General features: G+C 40.7%; 14 protein-coding genes, 2 tRNA genes, 3 rRNA genes and 1 pseudogene. 17 read left to right on the top strand and 3 right to left on the bottom strand.

Annotated features, from left to right (window positions below):
- The 3 genes from QUE72_RS17570 to QUE72_RS17560 are packed head-to-tail and all read left to right on the top strand — an operon-like array spanning position 1 to position 4,536.
- Entirely contained in the window at positions 1-1,242 is a 1,242-nt protein-coding gene (locus QUE72_RS17570) for an imelysin family protein (protein ID WP_286270422.1), read from the top strand.
- Positions 1,242-3,467 (top strand): TonB-dependent receptor family protein, encoded by a 2,226-nt coding sequence (locus QUE72_RS17565; protein WP_286270421.1) that lies wholly within the window; start codon positions 1,242-1,244, stop codon positions 3,465-3,467. The genes QUE72_RS17570 and QUE72_RS17565 overlap by 1 nt, the downstream gene beginning before the upstream one ends.
- Before the next feature lie 55 nt (positions 3,468-3,522).
- The gene (locus QUE72_RS17560) at positions 3,523-4,536 is read left to right on the top strand and encodes a sterol desaturase family protein (protein WP_286270420.1); all 1,014 of its coding nucleotides are present in this window, start codon (positions 3,523-3,525) and stop codon (positions 4,534-4,536) included.
- A 286-nt stretch (positions 4,537-4,822) separates the two neighbouring features.
- Here the strand turns inward: QUE72_RS17560 and QUE72_RS17555 are convergent, their stop codons facing one another.
- Both QUE72_RS17555 and QUE72_RS17550 read right to left on the bottom strand, forming a co-directional pair.
- Entirely contained in the window at positions 4,823-5,788 is a 966-nt protein-coding gene (locus QUE72_RS17555) for a siroheme synthase (protein WP_286270417.1), read from the bottom strand.
- A gap of 6 nt (positions 5,789-5,794) precedes the next feature.
- Positions 5,795-6,490 (bottom strand): substrate-binding periplasmic protein, encoded by a 696-nt coding sequence (locus QUE72_RS17550; RefSeq protein WP_286270415.1) that lies wholly within the window; start codon positions 6,488-6,490, stop codon positions 5,795-5,797.
- Positions 6,491-6,665: 175 nt separating this feature from the next.
- On the opposite strand from QUE72_RS17550, the gene prmA reads away from it, so the two are divergent.
- From prmA to QUE72_RS17510, 8 genes and pseudogenes are all read left to right on the top strand, one after another.
- Positions 6,666-7,547: a 50S ribosomal protein L11 methyltransferase gene (gene prmA / locus QUE72_RS17545; RefSeq protein ID WP_286270414.1), complete on the top strand. Its 882-nt coding sequence runs from the start codon at positions 6,666-6,668 to the stop codon at positions 7,545-7,547.
- Positions 7,548-7,747: 200 nt separating this feature from the next.
- A complete protein-coding gene (gene dusB, locus QUE72_RS17540) occupies positions 7,748-8,713 on the top strand; it encodes a tRNA dihydrouridine synthase DusB (protein WP_286270413.1) in 966 nt (321 codons plus the stop codon).
- A gap of 18 nt (positions 8,714-8,731) precedes the next feature.
- Complete coding sequence (gene fis, locus QUE72_RS17535; RefSeq protein ID WP_074497022.1) at positions 8,732-9,019, top strand: DNA-binding transcriptional regulator Fis; 288 nt, start codon at positions 8,732-8,734, stop codon at positions 9,017-9,019.
- A gap of 179 nt (positions 9,020-9,198) precedes the next feature.
- Positions 9,199-10,800, top strand: coding sequence for a bifunctional phosphoribosylaminoimidazolecarboxamide formyltransferase/IMP cyclohydrolase (gene purH / locus QUE72_RS17530; protein WP_074497070.1), 1,602 nt, complete (start codon positions 9,199-9,201; stop codon positions 10,798-10,800).
- A gap of 260 nt (positions 10,801-11,060) precedes the next feature.
- Complete coding sequence (locus QUE72_RS17525) at positions 11,061-11,813, top strand: class I SAM-dependent methyltransferase (RefSeq protein WP_322111100.1); 753 nt, start codon at positions 11,061-11,063, stop codon at positions 11,811-11,813.
- A 71-nt stretch (positions 11,814-11,884) separates the two neighbouring features.
- Positions 11,885-13,168: a phosphoribosylamine--glycine ligase gene (purD, locus tag QUE72_RS17520; protein ID WP_286270412.1), complete on the top strand. Its 1,284-nt coding sequence runs from the start codon at positions 11,885-11,887 to the stop codon at positions 13,166-13,168.
- A gap of 60 nt (positions 13,169-13,228) precedes the next feature.
- Positions 13,229-14,452, top strand: coding sequence for a tetratricopeptide repeat protein (locus QUE72_RS17515; RefSeq protein ID WP_286270410.1), 1,224 nt, complete (start codon positions 13,229-13,231; stop codon positions 14,450-14,452).
- A 16-nt stretch (positions 14,453-14,468) separates the two neighbouring features.
- Positions 14,469-14,801, top strand: a pseudogene (locus QUE72_RS17510) (phosphoribosylglycinamide synthetase C domain-containing protein); the annotation flags it as partial.
- A gap of 63 nt (positions 14,802-14,864) precedes the next feature.
- Here QUE72_RS17510 and QUE72_RS17505 read toward each other — a convergent pair.
- Complete coding sequence (locus tag QUE72_RS17505; RefSeq protein ID WP_286270408.1) at positions 14,865-15,611, bottom strand: hypothetical protein; 747 nt, start codon at positions 15,609-15,611, stop codon at positions 14,865-14,867.
- 636 nt (positions 15,612-16,247) lie between these two features.
- Here QUE72_RS17505 and QUE72_RS17500 point away from each other — a divergent pair.
- The 6 genes from QUE72_RS17500 (at position 16,248) to rluF (ending at position 22,553) form a co-directional block, all read left to right on the top strand.
- A 16S ribosomal RNA gene (locus QUE72_RS17500) occupies positions 16,248-17,790 on the top strand.
- A gap of 87 nt (positions 17,791-17,877) precedes the next feature.
- Positions 17,878-17,953: transfer RNA gene (locus tag QUE72_RS17495), tRNA-Ala, on the top strand.
- A gap of 28 nt (positions 17,954-17,981) precedes the next feature.
- Positions 17,982-18,058, top strand: a tRNA-Ile gene (locus tag QUE72_RS17490).
- 444 nt (positions 18,059-18,502) lie between these two features.
- A 23S ribosomal RNA gene (locus tag QUE72_RS17485) occupies positions 18,503-21,382 on the top strand.
- A 120-nt stretch (positions 21,383-21,502) separates the two neighbouring features.
- Positions 21,503-21,617 (top strand): 5S ribosomal RNA (gene rrf, locus QUE72_RS17480).
- Together the 16S, 23S and 5S rRNA genes with 2 tRNA genes alongside form the textbook arrangement of a ribosomal RNA operon.
- 87 nt (positions 21,618-21,704) lie before the next feature.
- A complete protein-coding gene (gene rluF / locus QUE72_RS17475; RefSeq protein ID WP_286270406.1) occupies positions 21,705-22,553 on the top strand; it encodes a 23S rRNA pseudouridine(2604) synthase RluF in 849 nt (282 codons plus the stop codon).
- The last annotated feature ends 16 nt before the right edge of the window (positions 22,554-22,569 follow it).

The following is a 22,569-nucleotide window of genomic DNA, read 5'->3' as shown; positions in this document are numbered from 1 at the left end:
ATGTTCACTAAGTTTGATAAAAGTACTTTATCCATTACAGTGGCTTCAGTATTATTAACTAGCGCCTGTGGTGAAAGCACCAGCAGTAAAGCTGGCGAAGATTTTGGCATAAAGCCACCTCCAATAACTACAGATTTTGACAAAGCGGCGTTGGTCGTTAACGTTGTTGATAACGTTATCACGCCAACTTATCAGGCATTTGAAGAGAAAAGCGTCGAACAAGCACAAGCGGTTAACGCTTATTGTGATGTAGAAAGCCAATACGCTGATGGTTTTGGTAACTTAGAGGCTGTTAATACTGCAAAAATGACTGCTCGAGATTCATGGCGTGAAGCAATGTCAATTTGGCAACAAATTGAGGTTATGCAACTTGGACCATTAGTTGAAAACAGTGGTTATTTAAAAGCGAGTATTTATTCTTGGCCAACGGTCAACACATGTGCGGTCGATTACGACATCACATTTTTTAAAGCTGATACTGTAAATGGTCAACCATATGATATCAGTAAACGTACGCCAACACGTCGAGGTATGGCGGCATTAGAATATTTATTATTCAATGACAACTTAGCCGATAGTTGTGAAGCTAGCGCGCCAGATAACTGGAATAACCAATCAGAAAGTTATCGTAAAGTCGCACGTTGTGAATTTGCAACGGTTGTTGCAGACGATATTAATAACAGTGCTACAACGTTAACAACTCACTGGTTGGCAACCGAAGGCTATGCAAATCAATTAAAACAAGCGGGAAGTGATGATAGTGCCATTGAATCGGTACATGCAGCGGTTAACCGTATTACTGATGCAATGTTTTACATTGATAAAAGCACCAAAGATGGCAAGTTAGCTGAACCTTTAGGGTATGCTTTAAATGAGTGTGGTTCGGCAGTCTGCCCAGAGTCAGTTGAGTCAATTTATGCACATGCTTCTATCGAGCATATCACTCAGAACTTAATCGGTTTTGAGGCATTACTTTCAGGTGCCCAAGGAGTGAACTTTTTTGATTTTTTAGAACAGTCTAATGCGGCAGACGTTGCATCTTTGTTGAAAGAACATATCGACTTGGCCATTGCACAATCGCAAGAATATCAAACTAGCATGGCTGACACCTTATTAACCGACGAAGAGAAAGTGAAACAAACACATGCCAATGTAAAAAATGTCACTGATACTCTGAAAACTGATTTTATCAATAAACTGGCACTTGAGCTTCCTAAAACGGCAGCAGGGGACAACGACTAATGATGAAATTATTTGCTAAACATACATTGGCATTGGTTATCAGCGCGATCTGCGCACCAGCACTTGCTAATACCGTTAATGACTCCGATAAAAAAGACACAGATAAAGAATATTACGAACGTATTCAAATATTAGGTCATGATGATCAATTAAGAACTGAATCTGGCTCTGCTACATTAATTGATGAACAAACGTTAGAGAAATTTAAATTTGATGATATTAACCGTGTTTTATACAGCGTACCAGGGGTTAATATTCGTGAAGAAGATGGCTTTGGTTTACGTCCTAATATTGGTTTTCGTGGTGCGACTCCTGAACGCAGTAAAAAAATTACAGTAATGGAAGATGGTGTTTTAATTGGACCTGCTCCTTATTCTGCGCCTGCAGCATATTACTTCCCAATGATGAATAAGATGACATCATTAGAAGTATTTAAAGGTCCGTCAGCTATTAAATATGGTCCGAATACGGTAGCTGGTGCATTAAATATGACCACTCGTCATGTGCCAAGATCAAGTGAAGGCTCGCTTGACCTTGCCGCAGGTACCGATGGTTACTTAAAAGCGAAAGCATATTATGGTAATACTAAAGGTAAATTAGGTTATCTAATCGAGGGCGTACATCTGCAATCAGATGGCTTTAAAGTACTTGATGGAGGAGGAAACACTGGTTTTGACAAAAATGATATTATGGTTAAATTTAATTATGACCTTTCTAATAATCATTATAGTCAACTCGTTGAATTAAAATTAAGTTATGCTGATGAGTTATCAGATGAAACCTATTTAGGGCTAACTGATGAAGATTTTGCTACAGCGCCTAACCGCCGTTATGCAGCAAGCCAGTTAGATAAAATGGATTGGCAACATCAGCAAATTCAATTTACTCATTTTATTGGCACTGAAAGTTTTGATATTACAACGCGACTTTATCGTAATCAATTTGACCGTTCATGGTTTAAATTTAACGGGTTTAAAGGCGGTTTAGTCGATGCCGATGTGCAAGAAGTCATTGCAAACCCTACAGACGAAAAGCATCAAGGTTTTTATCGATTACTTACTGGAGAAGCCGATAGTCAAAAGGAGTATGAAAAAATAATAGTTGGTGATAATTATCGTGAGTACTATTCTCAGGGAATTCAATCAGAACTGTATGCCGACTATCAATTATCCGGGTTAACACATGAATTTAATATTGGCGTGAGATTTCATCAAGATCAGATCAAACGTTTTCATACCGAAGACTCATTTTTGATGCAATCGAGTAAACTTATTAGTGATGGTAATGATACTGTTGCGACCACGACCAATATAGAAGAAACAGATGCAATATCTATCTTTTTAAAGGATAAAATTAGCTGGCATCAGTTAGATGTAACGTTAGGTATTCGCGGTGAATTTATTGATGCCAACTACCAAAATAAAGCAGTAGGAAAAGCGAATGATTGGTTGGACAAACAAACCAACATTTGGTTGCCCAGTTTAAGTGTTTTCTATAAAGCTAATGAGTCTGCTGGTTTTTTCTTTGGTGTGCATGAAGGGTTTATTCCAACTAGTCCAAAAGAAGATCCTGCGGTTGATGTTGAAAGCAGTGTAAACTATGAATTAGGAGCACGTTATCGTAGTAACGGAACACAATTTGAAGCGGTTTACTTTTATAATGACATTAAAAACTTAAAAGAGAGCTGTTCATTTTCTGCTGCTGCAAGTTGTGGTGACAACCTAGACGCTGAATTTAATAGCGGTAAAGCAACCGTATATGGCATAGAATTTACAGCGGGTCATACGTTTACAATTAATAGTACTTTTGATTTACCTGTATCTTTAGTATATACCAATACACAGTCAGAATTTGACACTAGCTTTACCTCTGACTTTCCTATGTGGGGAATTATTGAAGAGGGGGATCCGCTTCCTTATCAACCAGAAAACCAGTTAACGTTATCCATGGGTTTAGCGGCGAATAATTGGGATATAAATTTGGTGGCGCGTTATGTTGATGAAATGATGGAAGCTTCTGGGGAGGCAGTAACACTTGCTGGTGAAGCTACTGAAGCTTATAGTATTCTGGATATTTCAGCTAGCTACGATTTAGGTAAATTAGGTAGTGTTTATTTGAAAATTGATAACATTCTAGATGAGCAAGAGGTTATCAGCCGTCGCCCATATGGTGCTCGTCCAAGTAAGCCGCAACAAGCGTATTTTGGCTATCAATATAACTTTTAGTAGACAGTGGCTGGTTGTCACTTAAAGCCAGTCACTATTTTTTGAGAGATAACCGATGATTGATTTTCTATATACAAATCTAGATGAATTATCAGGCTATCTATTTGATGCAAATAAACGCATTTACTGGGGATATTTGCTTTCTTCTTTGATGCTTGCTGTTCCTGCCTTCATATGGGGAGCGGCAAAAAGTACTTCACAACGCTCTGTGATTGGTTTTTTGAAGTATGTTTTTCCTAGAAATATTTATTTTTCAAGCTCCGCACGCCATGACTATTACTTATTCTTGATAAATAATCTGTTAAAAGCTGCCTTTTTTCCTTTCATTGTTTTAACAATGGCGCCCATTGCATTAGGCGTATCTGACGCGATTGAACGGATATTTGGTACGATTGAGCATTTAACTTGGTCAGCATCCACTATTATGTTTACTTTTACCTTTTTACTCTTTATTTTTGATGATTTAACGCGATTCTTATTGCATTTGGCATTGCATAAGATCCCGTTTTTATGGGAGTTTCATAAGGTACATCACTCGGCGAAAGTGTTAACGCCGATGACTATTTATCGGTCACATCCCGTTGAAAGTTACTTATACGCATGTCGTATGGCACTTACTCAAGGGTTTGTTGTAGGCTTTTGTTATTACTTATTTGGTCCTACGTTAAAGATGGTTGATATTGTAGGCGCCAATTTATTTGTCTTTGCATTTAATTTCATGGGCTCTAACTTACGTCATAGCCATATATGGTTATCATGGGGTGATAAGTTCGAGAATTGGTTAATTAGTCCTGCTCAGCATCAAGTGCACCATAGCGACAATCCAATGTGGTTTGACGTTAATTTGGGTTCTGCTTTGGCTGTATGGGACAGGTTGGCAGGAACATTGGTTAAAGCATCAACGGTTAAAAATTTATCCATTGGTATTGGCGGAAAATATGCTCAACATTCAAATTTATTTGGAATTTATTGTTCACCTTTTGTACAAGTTTTTGTGATGATAAGGAATAAAGTTTATCAAAAAAATATAAAAACAAAAGTTAATAAAAATAATTCTCATTTGTATTGACTGTGAGGGAATGCATTGCTAGTATACAAACAACTTGATGTTAACCCTTAAGTATTTTTACTCATATAGCCAGAGTAAAGGTATTAACAGCAAGTGTTTACATTAAAGTCAAAGCAAATATTTGCCCTTACTTATGTGTTTTGAGTCTTTAATGGTTGATGTACCTGCATGGGTACTTCTTTCCGGGAGTACGTGCGTAGAATTGCTCTTACTGCGTAAACGTATTGTTAGCCCCGCTCGTGAGAGTGGGGCTTTTTTTAGTGGTTGTTCATGCTCGTGCTAAACGTTAAGTGCCACACACAAGCTCTTTTACTGTTACTTGGCTGAGCGATAGTGCTGAATTATGTGGTATCGTTTGATGACCGGCTAACAAATAAATGATTTTCTGTCCTTCTTCTGCAAGCTCTAATGCATGTTGTGCATTTATTAATACATCAGCGTTGATTTGTTGAGGGTACTTATCTGCGTCTCTTCGAATATACTCAATAAAGGCTGGGTTTACTTGTTCATCATAAAATACTGCATCGGCAAACTGCATTTCTCTGTGAGCGGCCAACGTTAAATTATCAGGATTACCTAGCAAGGTATGGATGAAAATAATTTCCCCTTCTGGCAAAGAAATTTCCCGCTTAAGTTGTTGAATAAGTTGTTTTTCAGCTTGTTCGATATCACCATCGAGTACTCGTTGTCCGATACGCCCGCGTAATATATCTTCCCAGAATGCACGGCGGTTTCTCACACCTTTAATACGGGCTTTAACGTGATCTCTAAATTTATAACTAAACTCAGCAAGTTTACCGTAACCATCAGGCAGCGTTTTTTCAATTTGTTCACGCAACATACGTAAAAGAATTGGGGCTGAACCTGAGCTCGATAAGGCAATAAGCATCGGATCTCTATCAATAATACTTGGCGTTATCCAACTACACAGTGCGGGCTGATCAACAACATTGACGAGAATATCAAGCTGATGAGCGCGCTCTGCAACCTGTTGATTAACCGTTTCATTATCAGTCGCAGCAATCACTAAATTGTATTGCTCAAGAGTATCTGCTTGATATTGATGCGCTAGATAGGTAAGTGATGCGGTGTTAATTAAACGCTCTACAGCCATGTTGCAATCTTCACTCATCACGGTAATCTTACAATTAGCTTTTAGCAGCAATTCAATTTTTCGCGCTGCAACGTCACCGCCGCCTATTATTAATGCATTAATTCGATCTGCGGTTAGAAAGATAGGAAAATATTTCATTGGTCTTTAGAATAATTGCCATTGTTTAATAATTTTATCATAACGTCCGTCAGCTTTAATTTTTTCTAATGCTAACGTCACTTTTTTAACCAGTATAGGATCTGTCGTTTTACTTGAGGCTAAATACATATCTGAGGCATAGTCTTTAATTTCAAAAATAAGTTTTATGTCTTTAGGGTCAATACCCGCCTCCGCGACTTGTGGCCCCCAAATAATATTATTGGTAAAGACCAAGTCTGTATTGCCATTCAATAAATTGCTCCATAGCGCTTTATAGGAAGGGTTAGCATAAATATTTTTGTTATCTTTAAAGCCAAGTTGTTGTAAATAACTTTGTGCAAGTGCATTGCGGATTACGCCTACTTTGTATGGTTTGGCATCTTCGATTGAGTTAATCGTTATCTCTTTTTTTGCTAACGAAGCAAGATGTGCGCGTATGGTATATATTTTTCCAACCCATTGAAAAAGTGATTCTCGATCATTACTGCGCAACATAGAAAAAATAAATATGTTTTCAGTATTTTGGGCAATATTATAAGCACGCGCCCAAGGCATAAAGACAATGTCGGCATCTAACTTGAGCTCTTTTATCAACTCATTAACTAGTTGAACCATAGCGCCTGAATGTGCCGTGTGAGGGTTTTCTATCTGCAACGGCGGTAAATCTTCAGTTACAAAGGTTATTTTATTTGCTGATGACATGGTGCTAATCAAGCATGTTGCGATAAATAAGCATTTGATTAATATTTTGCACACATCACTATAACCTTATCATGATATTCTATGAGTATTATTGACTCTCAAGTGAACAAATAGCAATCAGTTTTTCTTCTCAATAATGTTAAAATATCGACAAATTAAGATAAAGAGAATAAGTATGCCTTGGATACAACTTAGATTAAGTGCCAATGAAGAAACGGCAGAGAAGTACAGCGATTGGCTAATGGCTTGCGGTGCTCAAGCCGTTACTTTTATAGATGCAAAAGATACACCTATATATGAACCCCTTCCTGGTGACGAAGTGCTTTATTGGGCAAATACGGTTGTGATGGGGCTTTATGACGCTTCCCATGACATGGATGCTGTAGTCAATTATTTACAAGGCATTCACCCTGATAAGAAGAATATGAAGTTTAAACTTGAGCAACTTGAAGACAAAGACTGGGAAAGAGAGTGGATGGATAATTTCCATCCCATGAAGTTTGGTGAAAAACTTTGGATTTGCCCAAGTTGGCGAGAAGTACCAGAGCCAGATGCCGTCAATGTTATGTTAGATCCTGGCCTAGCTTTTGGGACAGGAACACATCCAACAACTGCATTGTGTTTAACGTGGTTAGATAGCCTTGATTTGACGGGTAAAACTGTTGTCGATTTCGGCTGTGGTTCAGGTATTTTGTCTTTAGCGGCATTAAAACTAGGAGCAAAAGAAGTTATCGGGATCGATATCGATCCACAAGCACTACAAGCAAGTAAAGAAAATGCGAAGAGAAACGGTGTCGAAAATAGACTCTCATTATATCTTCCTCAAGACCAGCCGACACTTAAGGCTGACATTGTTGTTGCTAATATTTTAGCCGGCCCTTTACGTGAGCTAGCACCAACCATTACCGCGTTTTTAGCGAGCAGTAGCAAGCTTGCATTATCAGGCGTTTTAGAAGCGCAAGCAAAATCATTACAAGAAATTTATAGTCAATGGTGCGAAATGGATCCAATTGCTGTGCAAGAAGAGTGGGTAAGACTATCGGGAACTAGCCGCTAACATTTTGTAATAATTGAGTTAAAATTTGAACAGTATCGTTATACATTTTAAATCAAAATCATCTGCAATATTGTTTTGCCAAAAGTCAATATAAAAAGATTGAAAAAAACTCACATTTGTTCAATTTATATGCTTTTCAATCTTACTAAAAACGCGTAAACTTAGCGCCCTTTTGAAAGGTAGCTCAAAAAAACAGCAACGTGAATATTGGTTCTTATCGATTAAATAGTCAAACTATGCTTGCCCCTATGGCCGGTATTACTGATCAACCAATGCGTCAGATATGCTGTCGAATGGGGGCTGGGTTAGCAGTATCAGAAATGGTGTCTGCCAACCCAAAAGTTTGGAATACCGAAAAGTCAAAACGACGTTTGATTCATTCTGCTGATTCAGGTATTCGCTCTGTTCAAATCGCAGGTTCTGAACCTGAAGAGTTAGCTTTTGCTGCGAAAGTCAATGTTGATAACGGTGCTCAGATCATCGATATCAACATGGGGTGTCCAGCAAAGAAAGTGAATAAAAAATTGGCCGGTTCAGCGTTGCTGAAAGAACCTGCATTAGTGGAACAGATTGTAAAATCTGTTGTTAATGCTGTGTCTGTACCTGTCACGTTAAAAATTCGCACCGGTTGGTGTGAAAATAGTAGAAATGCTGTCGAAATTGCAAAAATCGCTGAGCATAATGGTATTCAATCTTTAGTTGTTCATGGCCGTACACGCAATGACTTCTATAAAGGCGATGCCGAATACGACACCATTAAATCTGTTAAAGAATCGGTAAGCATACCTGTTGTCGCTAATGGAGACATTATCGATGCAGAAAATGCAGCGCAAGTGCTTACTTATACAGGTGCTGACGCCATAATGATTGGCAGAGGAGCTCAAGGTCGACCGTGGATCTTTAGAGAAGTGAATCACTTTCTTGAAACTGGTCAACATTTAGCACCACCTTCAATAGCAGAAATTCGCTCAATTGTGATTGAGCATGTAAAGGATTTACACACGTTTTATGGTGAGTTTATGGGCGTTCGATTTGCTCGGAAACACACCTCTTGGTATACACAAAGGTTACACCAAGGAAAACAGTTTCGTTCTATATTTAATGTATTAGAAAGTTGCGAAGAGCAACTCGATGCGTTGAATAAGTATTTTGATCATTTAAATTAACTTAAGAGTCTGAACTATATGTTTGAACAAAATATTTCATCTCCGTTTGTTACCGGTAACGTACAAACACAAGCTGAAGCTTCTCCATTACGTACACAAGCTAAAATTGCTATCAGCAACTACTTATCTCAATTAAACGGCAATGACGTTGATGATATGTACGAATTGGTACTGTCAGAAATTGAAGCACCTATGCTGGAGGAAGTGATGAAGTATACACGCGGAAACCAAACACGTGCTGCTAATTTACTTGGCATAAACCGTGGTACTTTACGTAAGAAATTGAAAAAGTACGGTATGAACTAAGAACATGCAGGCTAGCCTGCAACAAAAAAGCACCCTAGGGTGCTTTTTTACTTATAGCCAATGAACAATGTTTACGTTAACGAAAACTTTCATTGATGAAAACAAGATGGATGAATCGCCAAGGACATGTGTCAAAGGCCAGACAAAACAATATTTACATTAAGGTAACAGAAACAACAATGGATACCCCACGCCCAATTAAACGTGCACTATTAAGTGTGTCTGATAAAACCGGTATTGTCGATTTTGCCCGTAGTTTAGCGCAAAAAGGTGTTGATATTCTTTCAACTGGCGGTACTGCGAAATTGTTAGCAGATAATGGTATTAAGGTGACAGAAGTGTCTGATCACACCGGCCACCCAGAAATAATGGACGGACGAGTAAAAACACTTCATCCAAAGATTCACGGTGGTATCTTAGCTCGTCGTGGTACGGATGAAACCGTGATGGCTGATAATAATATCGCTGCAATTGACATGGTCGTGGTTAATTTGTACCCATTTGCAAAGACTGTTGCTAAAGAAAATTGTTCGTTAGAAGATGCTATTGAAAACATCGATATTGGTGGTCCTACAATGGTGCGTGCTGCAGCAAAAAACCATAAAGATGTAACGATTATTGTTAATGCTAGTGATTATGACCGTGTGCTAGCTGAAATGGACGTAAACAATGGTTCATTAGCTTACAAAACACGTTTTGATCTTGCTATTGCAGCTTATGAGCATACAGCATCGTATGATGGCATGATTGCGAATTATTTTGGTCAAATGTTATCTGCACATGGTGCAGAAAACCAAGAAGTAAATTTCGAAGAGAAAAACAAATTCCCACGCACTTTTAATAGTCAATTCATTAAAAAGCAAGATCTACGCTATGGTGAAAACTCACACCAAGATGCTGCTTTTTATGTTGAAGCAAATCCTGAAGAAGCGTCGGTATCAACGGCTACACAAATACAAGGTAAGGCGCTTTCGTACAATAACATTGCTGATACCGATGCTGCACTAGAATGTGTTAAAGAGTTTGAAGAACCCGCTTGCGTAATCGTAAAGCATGCAAACCCTTGTGGTGTTGCTATTGGTGATAATATTTTAACGGCATATGATTTGGCGTTTAAAACAGATCCAACTTCTGCATTCGGTGGTATTATTGCTTTTAACCGTGAGCTAGACGCAGACACTGCGGAAGCTATCGTTTCTCGTCAGTTTGTAGAAGTTATTATCGCGCCTTCTATCTCAGAAGCTGCAGCACAAATTGTTGCCGCGAAACCTAATGTGCGACTGCTTGAGTGTGGCCAATGGAATAGCCAAACTAATGGCCTTGATTACAAACGCGTAAATGGTGGTTTGTTACTGCAAGATCGTGATCAAGGTCGTGTAAGTGATGAAGATCTTAAAGTAGTGACAAAGCGTCAACCGACAGAAGATGAGATGCGAGACCTTAAATTTTGTTGGAAAGTTGCCAAATTTGTTAAATCAAACGCTATTGTTTATGTCAAAAATAGTATGACAATCGGTGTTGGTGCGGGTCAAATGAGTCGAGTGTATTCTGCGAAAGTTGCTGGTATTAAAGCCGCAGATGAAAACTTAGAAGTGAAAGGCTCTGTGATGGCATCTGATGCATTTTTCCCTTTTCGTGATGGTTTAGATGCAGCTGCAGAAGCTGGTATTACTGCAGTCATTCAGCCTGGTGGTTCTATGCGTGACGAAGAAGTTATTGCTGCGGCAGATGAGCATGGTATTGCGATGGTCTTTACTGGTATGCGTCATTTCCGCCATTAAGAGTAGAGCGTGTGAGCTTTAGTCGAATTTAAGTTTAAAAAGCGTTGAAACTTGTTTTCGCGCTTTTTTTTAATTTTTTTATCGGTTTTGAATATTGTTTTCGCATATTTTGTTCTTATATTTTGATATAACTACAACAGGTCATTCAAAGGAAGAAAAATATGAAAGCATTAAGAAATAAATTAATCAGTGCTGTAATAGGTTCAGCAACGCTTTTTGGTGGCACAACTGCTATCGCAGAAGAAACATCTGCTGAGTTGATGTTAATGAAAGCAAAAGAAGCTTCAGCACTTGAACGTGCGGTAATGGCGAAACACCGAAGCGATAAAAACAAAGCGCGTGATGAGTACCGTAACCCGATTGAAACACTGAACTTCTTTGGTTTTGAACCAAACATGACTGTGGTGGAAATTGCGCCAGGCGGTGGTTGGTATACAGAGATATTAGCACCAGCGCTAAAAGAAAAGGGTACACTTTACGGTGCACATTACCCAGATACAGGCGGTGATGATTATTACAGTAAATCTCGTCGTAGCTTAGAAAAAAAATTATCAGGTAATGAAGTTTTTAGTAAAGTGAAGCTGACTAATTTCACACCAAAACAACCAAGTGAGCTAGCGCCAGCAGGAACGGCCGACTTAGTGTTAACTTTCCGTAACCTACATAACTGGGGTGAAGAAGGTGTTGCGCAAATATTCAAAGATGCATTTACCGCGTTAAAATCAGGCGGTGTGTTAGGAGTGGTAGAGCATAGAATGCCAGATACTCAGTCATGGCCAGAAGATAAGCGAAGCGGCTATTTTCCTGAACAATTGACAGTAAAATTAGCAAACGAAGCGGGTTTTACATTAGCTGAAAAAAGTGAAATAAACGCGAATGAGAAAGATACCGCAGATCACCCTAAAGGTGTATGGACATTACCGCCATCACTACGATTAGGTGAAGAAGACAAAGAAAAATATTTAGCAATAGGTGAAAGTGATCGTATGACACTTAAATTTGTAAAGCCTTAATTGCACACTTTTAGTAATCAGAAAGAGTGACTTGTCGCTCTTTCTTTTTAACCATTTTAGGAAATTTATCAATGAATGTATTAGTTATTGGCAGTGGTGGACGTGAGCATGCATTAGCATGGAAAGCCGCTCAAGCAAATCAAGTTGAAAGGGTATTTGTTGCACCAGGTAACGCGGGCACAGCAATCGAACCTAAATTAGAAAATATCGATATTTCGGTGGGAAACATCGATGCCCTAGTTAGTTTTGCTAAAACCAATAACGTCAGTTTAACTATTGTTGGCCCAGAGCAACCATTGGTCGACGGTATTGTTGATGTCTTTCAACAAGCAGGGTTAGCTATTTTTGGCCCAAGCGCCAAAGCTGCTCAACTGGAAGGCTCAAAAGCGTTCACAAAAGATTTTCTTGCTCGTCATAATATCCCAACAGGGAGTTACGCTAACTTTACCGAAATTGAACCGGCATTAGCATACGTACGTGAACAGGGTGCACCTATTGTTGTTAAGGCTGATGGCTTAGCAGCAGGTAAAGGTGTGATTGTTGCGATGACACTTGAAGAGGCAGAAGACGCGATTAAAGATATGCTCGCTGGTAATGCGTTCGGTGACGCTGGCCACCGTGTGGTTATCGAAGAATTTTTAGCCGGTGAAGAAGCAAGCTTCATCGTGATGGTTGATGGAAAAAATATTTTACCTTTTGCTACAAGCCAAGATCATAAGCGTGCATACGATGGCGATAAAGGGCCTAATACTGGAGGCATGGGAGCTTATTCACCTGCACCCGTTGTAACACCAGAAATACATAAACGAGCAATGGAAGAAGTTATTATACCGACAGTTAAGGGCATGGCGAAGGAAGATGCCCCTTACACTGGCTTTTTATATGCAGGTTTAATGATTGCTGAAGACGGCACCCCTAAAGTGATTGAATATAATTGTCGTTTTGGCGATCCTGAAACTCAACCTATAATGATGCGTTTACAGTCCAACCTTGTCGATTTATGTTTAGCTGCTTGTGATGGTAAGCTTGACACTCAAGACATTAGTTTTGACCCTCGTGCAGCGGTAGGTGTTGTACTCGCTTCAGCGGGTTATCCAGGAACATATCCAAAAGGTGATGTTATTTCTGGCTTGGATACAAACAGAGCTGAAGATCGTAAGACTTTCCATGCAGGTACGGCATTGAAAGATGGCCATGTTGTTACTGCTGGTGGCAGAGTGTTATGTGCTACTGCGCTTGGAGAAAATGTAACGTCTGCACAAAAAGCTGCATATGAACTACTACACCAAATTACTTGGCAAGGTGTAGAGTTTAGAACGGATATTGCTCATCGCGCTATTGCACGAGAATACTAATATTGGTAAAAAGGTAAAGGGAGTGATTACTCCCTTTAATCTACGATAAGGTGGTTGTAAATGGATTTAAACTTTGATTTGATGAGAAACTCATATTTGAGTTGTTTATTTAAGCTTTGTATCATTTCACTTTTATCAAGCTTACTCTTTTCCATTTCTGGTTGTTCACAAAAAGCAATAAAAATAAATAAGGTAGTGTCAGTTGATCTTCTCCCTCCAGATAACGATAAGTCACTTCCAAACTTGCCTCTATCGGAGTCTAACATTTTTTCACTGTCGAAAAGTCAAGAGGATCACTTTTTAACATATCTAGCTCGTTATAAAGCAAATGAAATTGGCAGCAACGAAGCAATTAAAAAATATTTGGAGGAAGAGTTACCACGTTTTGACTATGATTTATTCACCTATTCAGCTGAAAAAACATATGCTTTAAGAAAAGGAAATTGTATGAGCCTAGGCATACTTACAACAGCCTTGGCAAAATTGGCAAATGTAGATTTTAGCTTTCGTTTGATGCTATCTAATCCGGTATATGATGATGCTGGAGGGATTATAACTTCCGCCCGTCATGTAAAAACACTTTTATTTGAAAGTGCCAAAGATACTGAAGAAGGTGAATCAGTATCACCGCCGCCTCTCATTGGTTTTCGCGATGCTATTGTCGTTGACTATTTTGCGACGAGAGAGGCTTTTAACGGCCTATATATAGGATATAATGATTTCTTATCACTTTATTATCAAAATGCTGCATCTGAAGCCTTACAACTAGGAGAAGTAGAAGTGGCTTACAACTATGCGTATAAAGGTTATCAAGTAGAGCCAAAAAGCTTAAGCGGTTTAAATATATTGGCAGTCATCTCTAATAAGATGGGCTTTAAAAAACAGGCAGAAAACATTTATCGTGCAGTGATAACTTTTGATAATACCAACTATATTGCACTTAAAAATTATAGTATCCTTCTAAAACAACAACATAGATGGCGTGAATATAAGGTGTTACAACAGCGTTATATTAGTGCCAATGATCCTAACCCCTTTTTGCTTATCGCGGAAGCAAAGGAGGCCGAAGCCAATGAAAGATATGAACTAAGTAAACGGCTATATCTAAAAGCGATAAAAAAGGCTCCTTACTTGCTTGAACCCTATGTGTTACTGAGTAAATTAAATGATAAATTGCAGAGAGAATCGCAACAAAACTACCACCTTTATGATGCATTAAAATGGATTGATAACCCAGAAGATAGGCTAACTATTAAAGAAATGCTTTATACAAATTTAAAATAATTGGTGTGAAAACGGTAAGCTTGATACACAAGAGATTAGCTCTTGTCCCCGTGCAGCGGTAGGTGTTGTACTCGCTTCAGCGGGTTATCCAGGAACATATCCAAAAGGTGATGTTATTTCTGACTTGGATACAAACAGAGCTGAAGATCGTAAGACTTTCCATGCAGGTACGGCATTGAAAGATGGCCATGTTGTTACTGCTGGTGGCAGAGTGTTATGTGCTACTGCGCTTGGAGAAAGTGTAACGTCTGCACAAAAAGCGGCGTATGAACTACTACACCAAATTACTTGTCAAGGTGTAGAGTTTAGAACGGATATTGTTCATCGCGCTATTACACGAGAAAGATAAAGTTAATAAAAAAGGAGCGTAAAGCTCCTTTTTTATGTTAGTTATTGAGCTTAATAGCACGGTTCAGTTTTCCAAATTAAGCTTATCCAATGTGTCCTGATTTATACCACTGCTTAGCGCAACACTCATCGCATCTTTTTTTGTCATGCCTGCTGACATTGCTGCATTAAATACATCTTCTAAGTGTTTTTGTTCTTTTAAGGTGAATGTATTAGCTGCTGGTTGTTCAGTTGTCGAAGTTGACAGATTAAATGCCGCTTTCATAAAGCTTGAGATATCATCAGGTAATTCACGAATGGCACTGAGTAAAATCGAAAATAACTTTTCTGGATATGCTTCCATGGTTTTATCGACGATGCTATCAGATAATAATGGTTCTGTTTTTAGCGTTACACGTAAAATATTATCAAAGTTATCTGGCTGTACCTTAGCAGCGGTAACCATTAATTCATGAGTATATGCTGGTTCTAGAGTGATAGCTTGTGCTAGCAATTGTTCAGTTGTAGCAACATTAGACGCCATCATAGCTTCTAGTACACTACAAGATAAAACAGGCTCAGCTTCCATTGCCCCCTTCATAATACTTTTATAATCATTGGGATATAACTTAATCGCAGTTGTTACGACTAAATCCACTTTTTCTGGATATCGGGTTAATAGTGACTGAACACTGTTTTCAATTGATATTTGTTGCTTTACTTGTTGTTTAAGTAAACTGCCAATTAAACGTTCCTGTTTTTCTTTTGCAAAATCCTTGGCATCAGCAATCATAGATAAACAACAAAGTAATAATGCTATTACTTTATTCATAGATTGTACTCATTAGAAACGTAACGTTTCTTATTATTATTTTTAACGTTTTGATAGATTAAATGTGAATCACAGCGTTTAAATTCCGCGAAACTTACTACTTATGCCATAGTTTAGTTCACATATACAGCATTAAGTTCAATATTTGTTCGAACAAACAAAATAATGAAAAAAGTACTTGATCCATTTCTGAAGTTCTCTACAATGCGCTCCACTTCTCGGGGACAAGCCAAGAAGCGGTTTTGAAGTAGGTTTTACTTTTATAAAAAGCAAAATCAAACAACAACAAATTTATTTAAACTTTTAAATAAAAAGTGTTGACATCAAAACTGAGGTGCGTAGAATGCGCATCCGCTCTCAAGGGTAAAGCCACACGGCAACAACCTCAGAGCTCATTGATAAACGAATGAGATTTATCAATTTATTCGCAAGAATAGTTCTTTAACAATTAGTTATCATGCAATTTGTGTGGGCACTCACAGTGATGATGTTTTACCAGTAACTTAGGTTACAAAAAATGTCTTAGTGAATGTTCATACAAAAACTTATTTAAGTTTTAGTTTTGATTTACTTAGGTAATGAAAAACAATGTACAGAATTCATTGAGCAGCATCTTCGGATGCACAAACGATTTTTTAATTGAAGAGTTTGATCATGGCTCAGATTGAACGCTGGCGGCAGGCTTAACACATGCAAGTCGAGCGGTAACAGAGATAGCTTGCTATCTGCTGACGAGCGGCGGACGGGTGAGTAATGCTTGGGAATATGCCTAGAGGTGGGGGACAACAGTTGGAAACGACTGCTAATACCGCATAATGTCTACGGACCAAAGGGGGGGCTTCTTCGGAACCTTTCGCCTTTAGATTAGCCCAAGTGAGATTAGCTAGTTGGTAGGGTAAGAGCCTACCAAGGCGACGATCTCTAGCTGGTTTGAGAGGATGATCAGCCACACTGGGACTGAGACACGGCCCAGACTCCTACGGGAGGCAGCAGTGGGGAATATTGCACAATGGGGGAAACCCTGATGCAGCCATGCCGCGTGTGTGAAGAAGGCCTTCGGGTTGTAAAGCACTTTCAGTCGTGAGGAAAGGGTAATGGCTAATATCCATTATCTGTGACGTTAGCGACAGAAGAAGCACCGGCTAACTCCGTGCCAGCAGCCGCGGTAATACGGAGGGTGCGAGCGTTAATCGGAATTACTGGGCGTAAAGCGTGCGTAGGCGGTTAGTTAAGTCAGATGTGAAATCCCGGAGCTCAACTCCGGAACTGCATTTGAAACTGGGTAACTAGAGTATTGTAGAGGGTGGTGGAATTTCCAGTGTAGCGGTGAAATGCGTAGAGATTGGAAGGAACATCAGTGGCGAAGGCGGCCACCTGGACAAATACTGACGCTGAGGCACGAAAGCGTGGGGAGCGAACAGGATTAGATACCCTGGTAGTCCACGCCGTAAACGATGTCAACTAGCTGTTTGTGTCCTTGAGACGTGAGTAGCGTAGCTAACGCGCTAAGTTGACCGCCTGGGGAGTACGGCCGCAAGGTTAAAACTCAAATGAATTGACGGGGGCCCGCACAAGCGGTGGAGCATGTGGTTTAATTCGATGCAACGCGAAGAACCTTACCATCCCTTGACATCCAGAGAATTTTCTAGAGATAGAATTGTGCCTTCGGGAACTCTGAGACAGGTGCTGCATGGCTGTCGTCAGCTCGTGTTGTGAAATGTTGGGTTAAGTCCCGCAACGAGCGCAACCCCTATCCTTATTTGCCAGCGAGTAGTGTCGGGAACTCTAAGGAGACTGCCGGTGATAAACCGGAGGAAGGTGGGGACGACGTCAAGTCATCATGGCCCTTACGGGATGGGCTACACACGTGCTACAATGGTACATACAGAGGGCAGCAAGACCGCGAGGTGGAGCGAATCCCATAAAGTGTATCGTAGTCCGGATCGGAGTCTGCAACTCGACTCCGTGAAGTCGGAATCGCTAGTAATCGTAGATCAGAATGCTACGGTGAATACGTTCCCGGGCCTTGTACACACCGCCCGTCACACCATGGGAGTGGGTTGCAAAAGAAGTGGCTAGTTTAACCTTCGGGGGGACGGTCACCACTTTGTGATTCATGACTGGGGTGAAGTCGTAACAAGGTAACCCTAGGGGAACCTGGGGTTGGATCACCTCCTTATCTTGAAGTGAAACAGATTATTGTTGAGTGTTCACACAAATTGTATGATAACGAACGTAGAAGAAGTCACCCTGACTAAGTCTAAAAGGGGCTATAGCTCAGCTGGGAGAGCGCCTGCCTTGCACGCAGGAGGTCAGCAGTTCGATCCTGCTTAGCTCCACCACTTTTTGCCTAGTAAAGGGACGTATAATAGGTCTGTAGCTCAGCTGGTTAGAGCGCACCCCTGATAAGGGTGAGGTCGGCAGTTCAAGTCTGCCCAGACCTACCAAATTCTTCACTATTCTTCGTTAAGTAAGCACTCATTTGCACTAGCAAACATCGTGTCACTTGCCTTGACTAGCTTGAATTGAATGACACTTCTTCATAAAGAATGAGAGACCAAATTAAAGGTTACTTTTTAGTGATTTTCAATTTGGTTTTTTTAACCAAGTTTTTAACCGAATGCGTGTTAATTACGATTTCTTTAACAATCTGGAAAGCTGATATTTATATCCCGATATAAGTAGTTTTATCAACTAGTTATATCACGTTAGCTTTAGGTAAGTAACGAGTGTCGCGCTCATTACTTTAATGAATAAAGCTAACAACCGAAATAAGACTTCCTTATCTTATTTCATTCTAATTCAAGTGCTATTTATAGTACGTGAAAATGTCAGACATACATTGATACTCAGTTTTGTCACTGAGTAACCTAAAATATTTAGGGTTGTATGGTTAAGTGACTAAGCGTATATGGTGGATGCCTTGGCAGTTAGAGGCGATGAAGGACGTGTTAATCTGCGATAAGCTGTGTTAAGTCGATAAAAGACGTTACAGACACAGATTTCCGAATGGGGAAACCCAATGTCATAAGACATTATCATTAACTGAATACATAGGTTAATGAGGCGAACCGGGAGAACTGAAACATCTAAGTACCCCGAGGAAAAGAAATCAACCGAGATTTCGTTAGTAGCGGCGAGCGAACGCGAATTAGCCCTTAAGCGTATGGGCGTCAGTGGAACAAGCTGGAAAGCTTGGCGATACAGGGTGATAGCCCCGTACACGAAGACAAACATATTGTGAAAACGAGTAGGTCGGCACACGTGAAATGTTGACTGAATATGGGGGGACCATCCTCCAAGGCTAAATACTCCTAACTGACCGATAGTGAACCAGTACCGTGAGGGAAAGGCGAAAAGAACCCCTGTGAGGGGAGTGAAATAGAACCTGAAACCGTATACGTACAAGCAGTGGAAGCCTTCGGGTGACTGCGTACCTTTTGTATAATGGGTCAGCGACTTATTTTTAGTAGCAAGGTTAACCGATTAGGGGAGCCGTAGCGAAAGCGAGTGTTAACTGCGCGTACAGTTGCTAGGAATAGACCCGAAACCCGGCGATCTACCCATGGGCAGGTTGAAGGTTGAGTAACATCAACTGGAGGACCGAACACACGTATGTTGAAAAATGCGGTGATGACTTGTGGGTCGGAGTGAAAGGCTAATCAAGCCGGGAGATAGCTGGTTCTCCCCGAAATCTATTTAGGTAGAGCCTCGCACGAACACCATTGGGGGTAGAGCACTGTTAAGGCTAGGGGGTCATCCCGACTTACCAACCCTTTGCAAACTCCGAATACCAATGAGTGATATGCGGGAGACACACTATGGGTGCTAACGTCCATAGTGAAGAGGGAAACAACCCAGACCGCCAGCTAAGGTCCCAAAGTACTAGTTAAGTGGGAAACGATGTGGAAAGGCATAGACAGCTAGGAGGTTGGCTTAGAAGCAGCCATCCTTTAAAGAAAGCGTAATAGCTCACTAGTCGAGTCGGTCTGCGCGGAAGATGTAACGGGGCTAAACTAGTCACCGAAGCTGCGGATTTAAATCTTTGATTTAAGTGGTAGGGGAGCGTTCTGTAAGCCGTTGAAGGTGTGTTGTAAGGCATGCTGGAGGTATCAGAAGTGCGAATGCTGACATGAGTAACGATAATGGGAGTGAAAAACTCCCACGCCGAAAGACCAAGGTTTCCTGTCCCATGTTAATCAGGGCAGGGTAAGTCGGCCCCTAAGGCGAGGCCGAAAGGCGTAGTCGATGGGAAACAGATTAATATTTCTGTACTTCTATATATTGCGAAGGAGGGACGGAGCAGGCTAAACAGGCATGGCGTTGGTAGTCCATGTGAAAGTGAGTAGGTTGAGAACTTAGGCAAATCCGGGTTCTTAAGACTGAGACACGAGACGATACTCTACGGAGTAGAAGCTGTTGATGCCATACTTCCAGGAAAAGCTTCTAAGCATCAGATATATAGGAACCGTACCCCAAACCGACACAGGTGGTTAGGTAGAGAATACTAAGGCGCTTGAGAGAACTCGGGTGAAGGAACTAGGCAAAATAGTACCGTAACTTCGGGAGAAGGTACGCTGTCGACGGTGATGAGACTTGCTCTTTAAGCTGTTGACAGTCGAAGTAACCAGGTGGCTGGAACTGTTTATTAAAAACACAGCACTGTGCAAAATCGAAAGATGACGTATACGGTGTGACGCCTGCCCGGTGCCGGAAGGTTAATTGATTGGGTTAGCTCTGCGAAGCTCATGATCGAAGCCCCGGTAAACGGCGGCCGTAACTATAACGGTCCTAAGGTAGCGAAATTCCTTGTCGGGTAAGTTCCGACCTGCACGAATGGCGTAATCATGGCCACACTGTCTCCACCCGAGACTCAGTGAAATTGAATTTGCGGTTAAGATGCCGTATACCCGCGGCTAGACGGAAAGACCCCGTGAACCTTTACTATAGCTTGACAGTGAACATTGCTCCTACATGTGTAGGATAGGTGGGAGGCTTTGAAGCATGCACGCCAGTGTGTGTGGAGCCAACCTTGAAATACCACCCTTGTATGCGTGATGTTCTAACCTAGGGCCCTGATCGGGCTTGGGGACACTGTCTGGTGGGTAGTTTGACTGGGGCGGTCTCCTCCCAAAGAGTAACGGAGGAGCACGAAGGTTGGCTAAGTACGGTCGGACATCGTACGGTTAGTGCAATGGCATAAGCCAGCTTAACTGCGAGACAGACACGTCGAGCAGGTGCGAAAGCAGGTCATAGTGATCCGGTGGTTCTGTATGGAAGGGCCATCGCTCAACGGATAAAAGGTACTCCGGGGATAACAGGCTGATACCGCCCAAGAGTTCATATCGACGGCGGTGTTTGGCACCTCGATGTCGGCTCATCACATCCTGGGGCTGAAGTCGGTCCCAAGGGTATGGCTGTTCGCCATTTAAAGTGGTACGCGAGCTGGGTTTAGAACGTCGTGAGACAGTTCGGTCCCTATCTGCCGTGGGCGTTTGAGAATTGAAGAGGGCTGCTCCTAGTACGAGAGGACCGGAGTGGACGAACCACTGGTGTTCGGGTTGTCATGCCAATGGCATTGCCCGGTAGCTACGTTCGGAACTGATAACCGCTGAAAGCATCTAAGCGGGAAACAGGCTTTGAGATGAGTTCTCACTGGAGATTTAATCTCCCTAAAGGGTCGTTGGAGACTACAACGTTGATAGGTCAGGTGTGTAAGGGTTGTGAGGCCTTGAGCTAACTGATACTAATTGCCCGTGAGGCTTAACCATACAACACCTAAATGTTTTAGGAATGTTTGATAACATCACGTACTGTGCCTTGAATTAGAATAACGATAGATATCAGAATTCCGAGATTGTGTTTACGAAAGTAGACGAAAAAAGATTATGCTTGATGACAATAGCATTGTAGAACCACCTGACTCCATGCCGAACTCAGTAGTGAAATGCAATAGCGCCGATGGTAGTGTGGGAGTTCCCATGTGAGAGTAGGACATCATCAAGCTTTTATTTAGAGAAACCCGTAGCGAAAGCTACGGGTTTTTTACGTTTTGAGATACAATTCAAGATAAACTCATTTCATGGAAAAACAGTGACTGTAATAGGAAAGCGACTTAATAAATATATTAGTGAATCAGGGTATTGTTCTCGCCGCGAAGCGGATAAATTAATTGATAATGGGCGGGTTACGATCAACGGTACTGTACCTGAATTAGGTACAAAAGTGCTACCCGGTGACGAGGTTAAAGTGGATGGCAAACGTGTTGGTGCTATGCCTTCGAATAAATCTGATCGTATTTATATTGCTTACAACAAACCTATAGGTATTACCTGTACAACTGAACGTAACGTAAAAGGCAATATCATTGATGCAATCGGGCATCGAGAACGCATCTTTCCCATTGGTCGCTTAGATAAGCCATCTGAGGGGCTTATTTTCCTAACAAGCGATGGTGATATCGTTAATAAGATTTTACGCGCTGAAAACGCTCATGATAAAGAATATATTGTAACAGTAGATAAACCAATCAGTGAACGCTTTATTGAACGAATGTCGCGAGGTGTACCTATTTTGGGTACGATTACAAATCCATGCAACGTCACTCCTCAAAGTAAATTCGTTTTCAAGATTATATTAACACAAGGACTCAATAGACAAATTCGTCGCATGTGTGAGTATTTAGGTTACGAAGTAACGAAATTAAGGCGTAATCGTATTATGAGCGTCAAGCTTGGTAATTTAAAGCCGGGACAGTGGCGAGATCTAACTAAAGGAGAAATGGCAACGATTAACGATGCGTTAAAAGGATCTACTAAAACAGCAGATGATACAGATTCAAGTGCGGTTACGTATAAACAAAAGCATAAACAAAAAATTACTGTTAATGCTAAACCTAAAAAGAAAAGTACATTGTCTTTAGAGACAAAAAAGGAGCGTTAATCGCTCCTTCATATAA

The organism is Thalassotalea hakodatensis, from assembly GCF_030295995.1.
GTDB classification, from domain to species: Bacteria; Pseudomonadota; Gammaproteobacteria; order Enterobacterales; family Alteromonadaceae; genus Thalassotalea_C; species Thalassotalea_C hakodatensis.
Note: the sequence above shows the minus strand (reverse complement) of the source record. Positions and strands in the feature narration are given on the sequence as shown.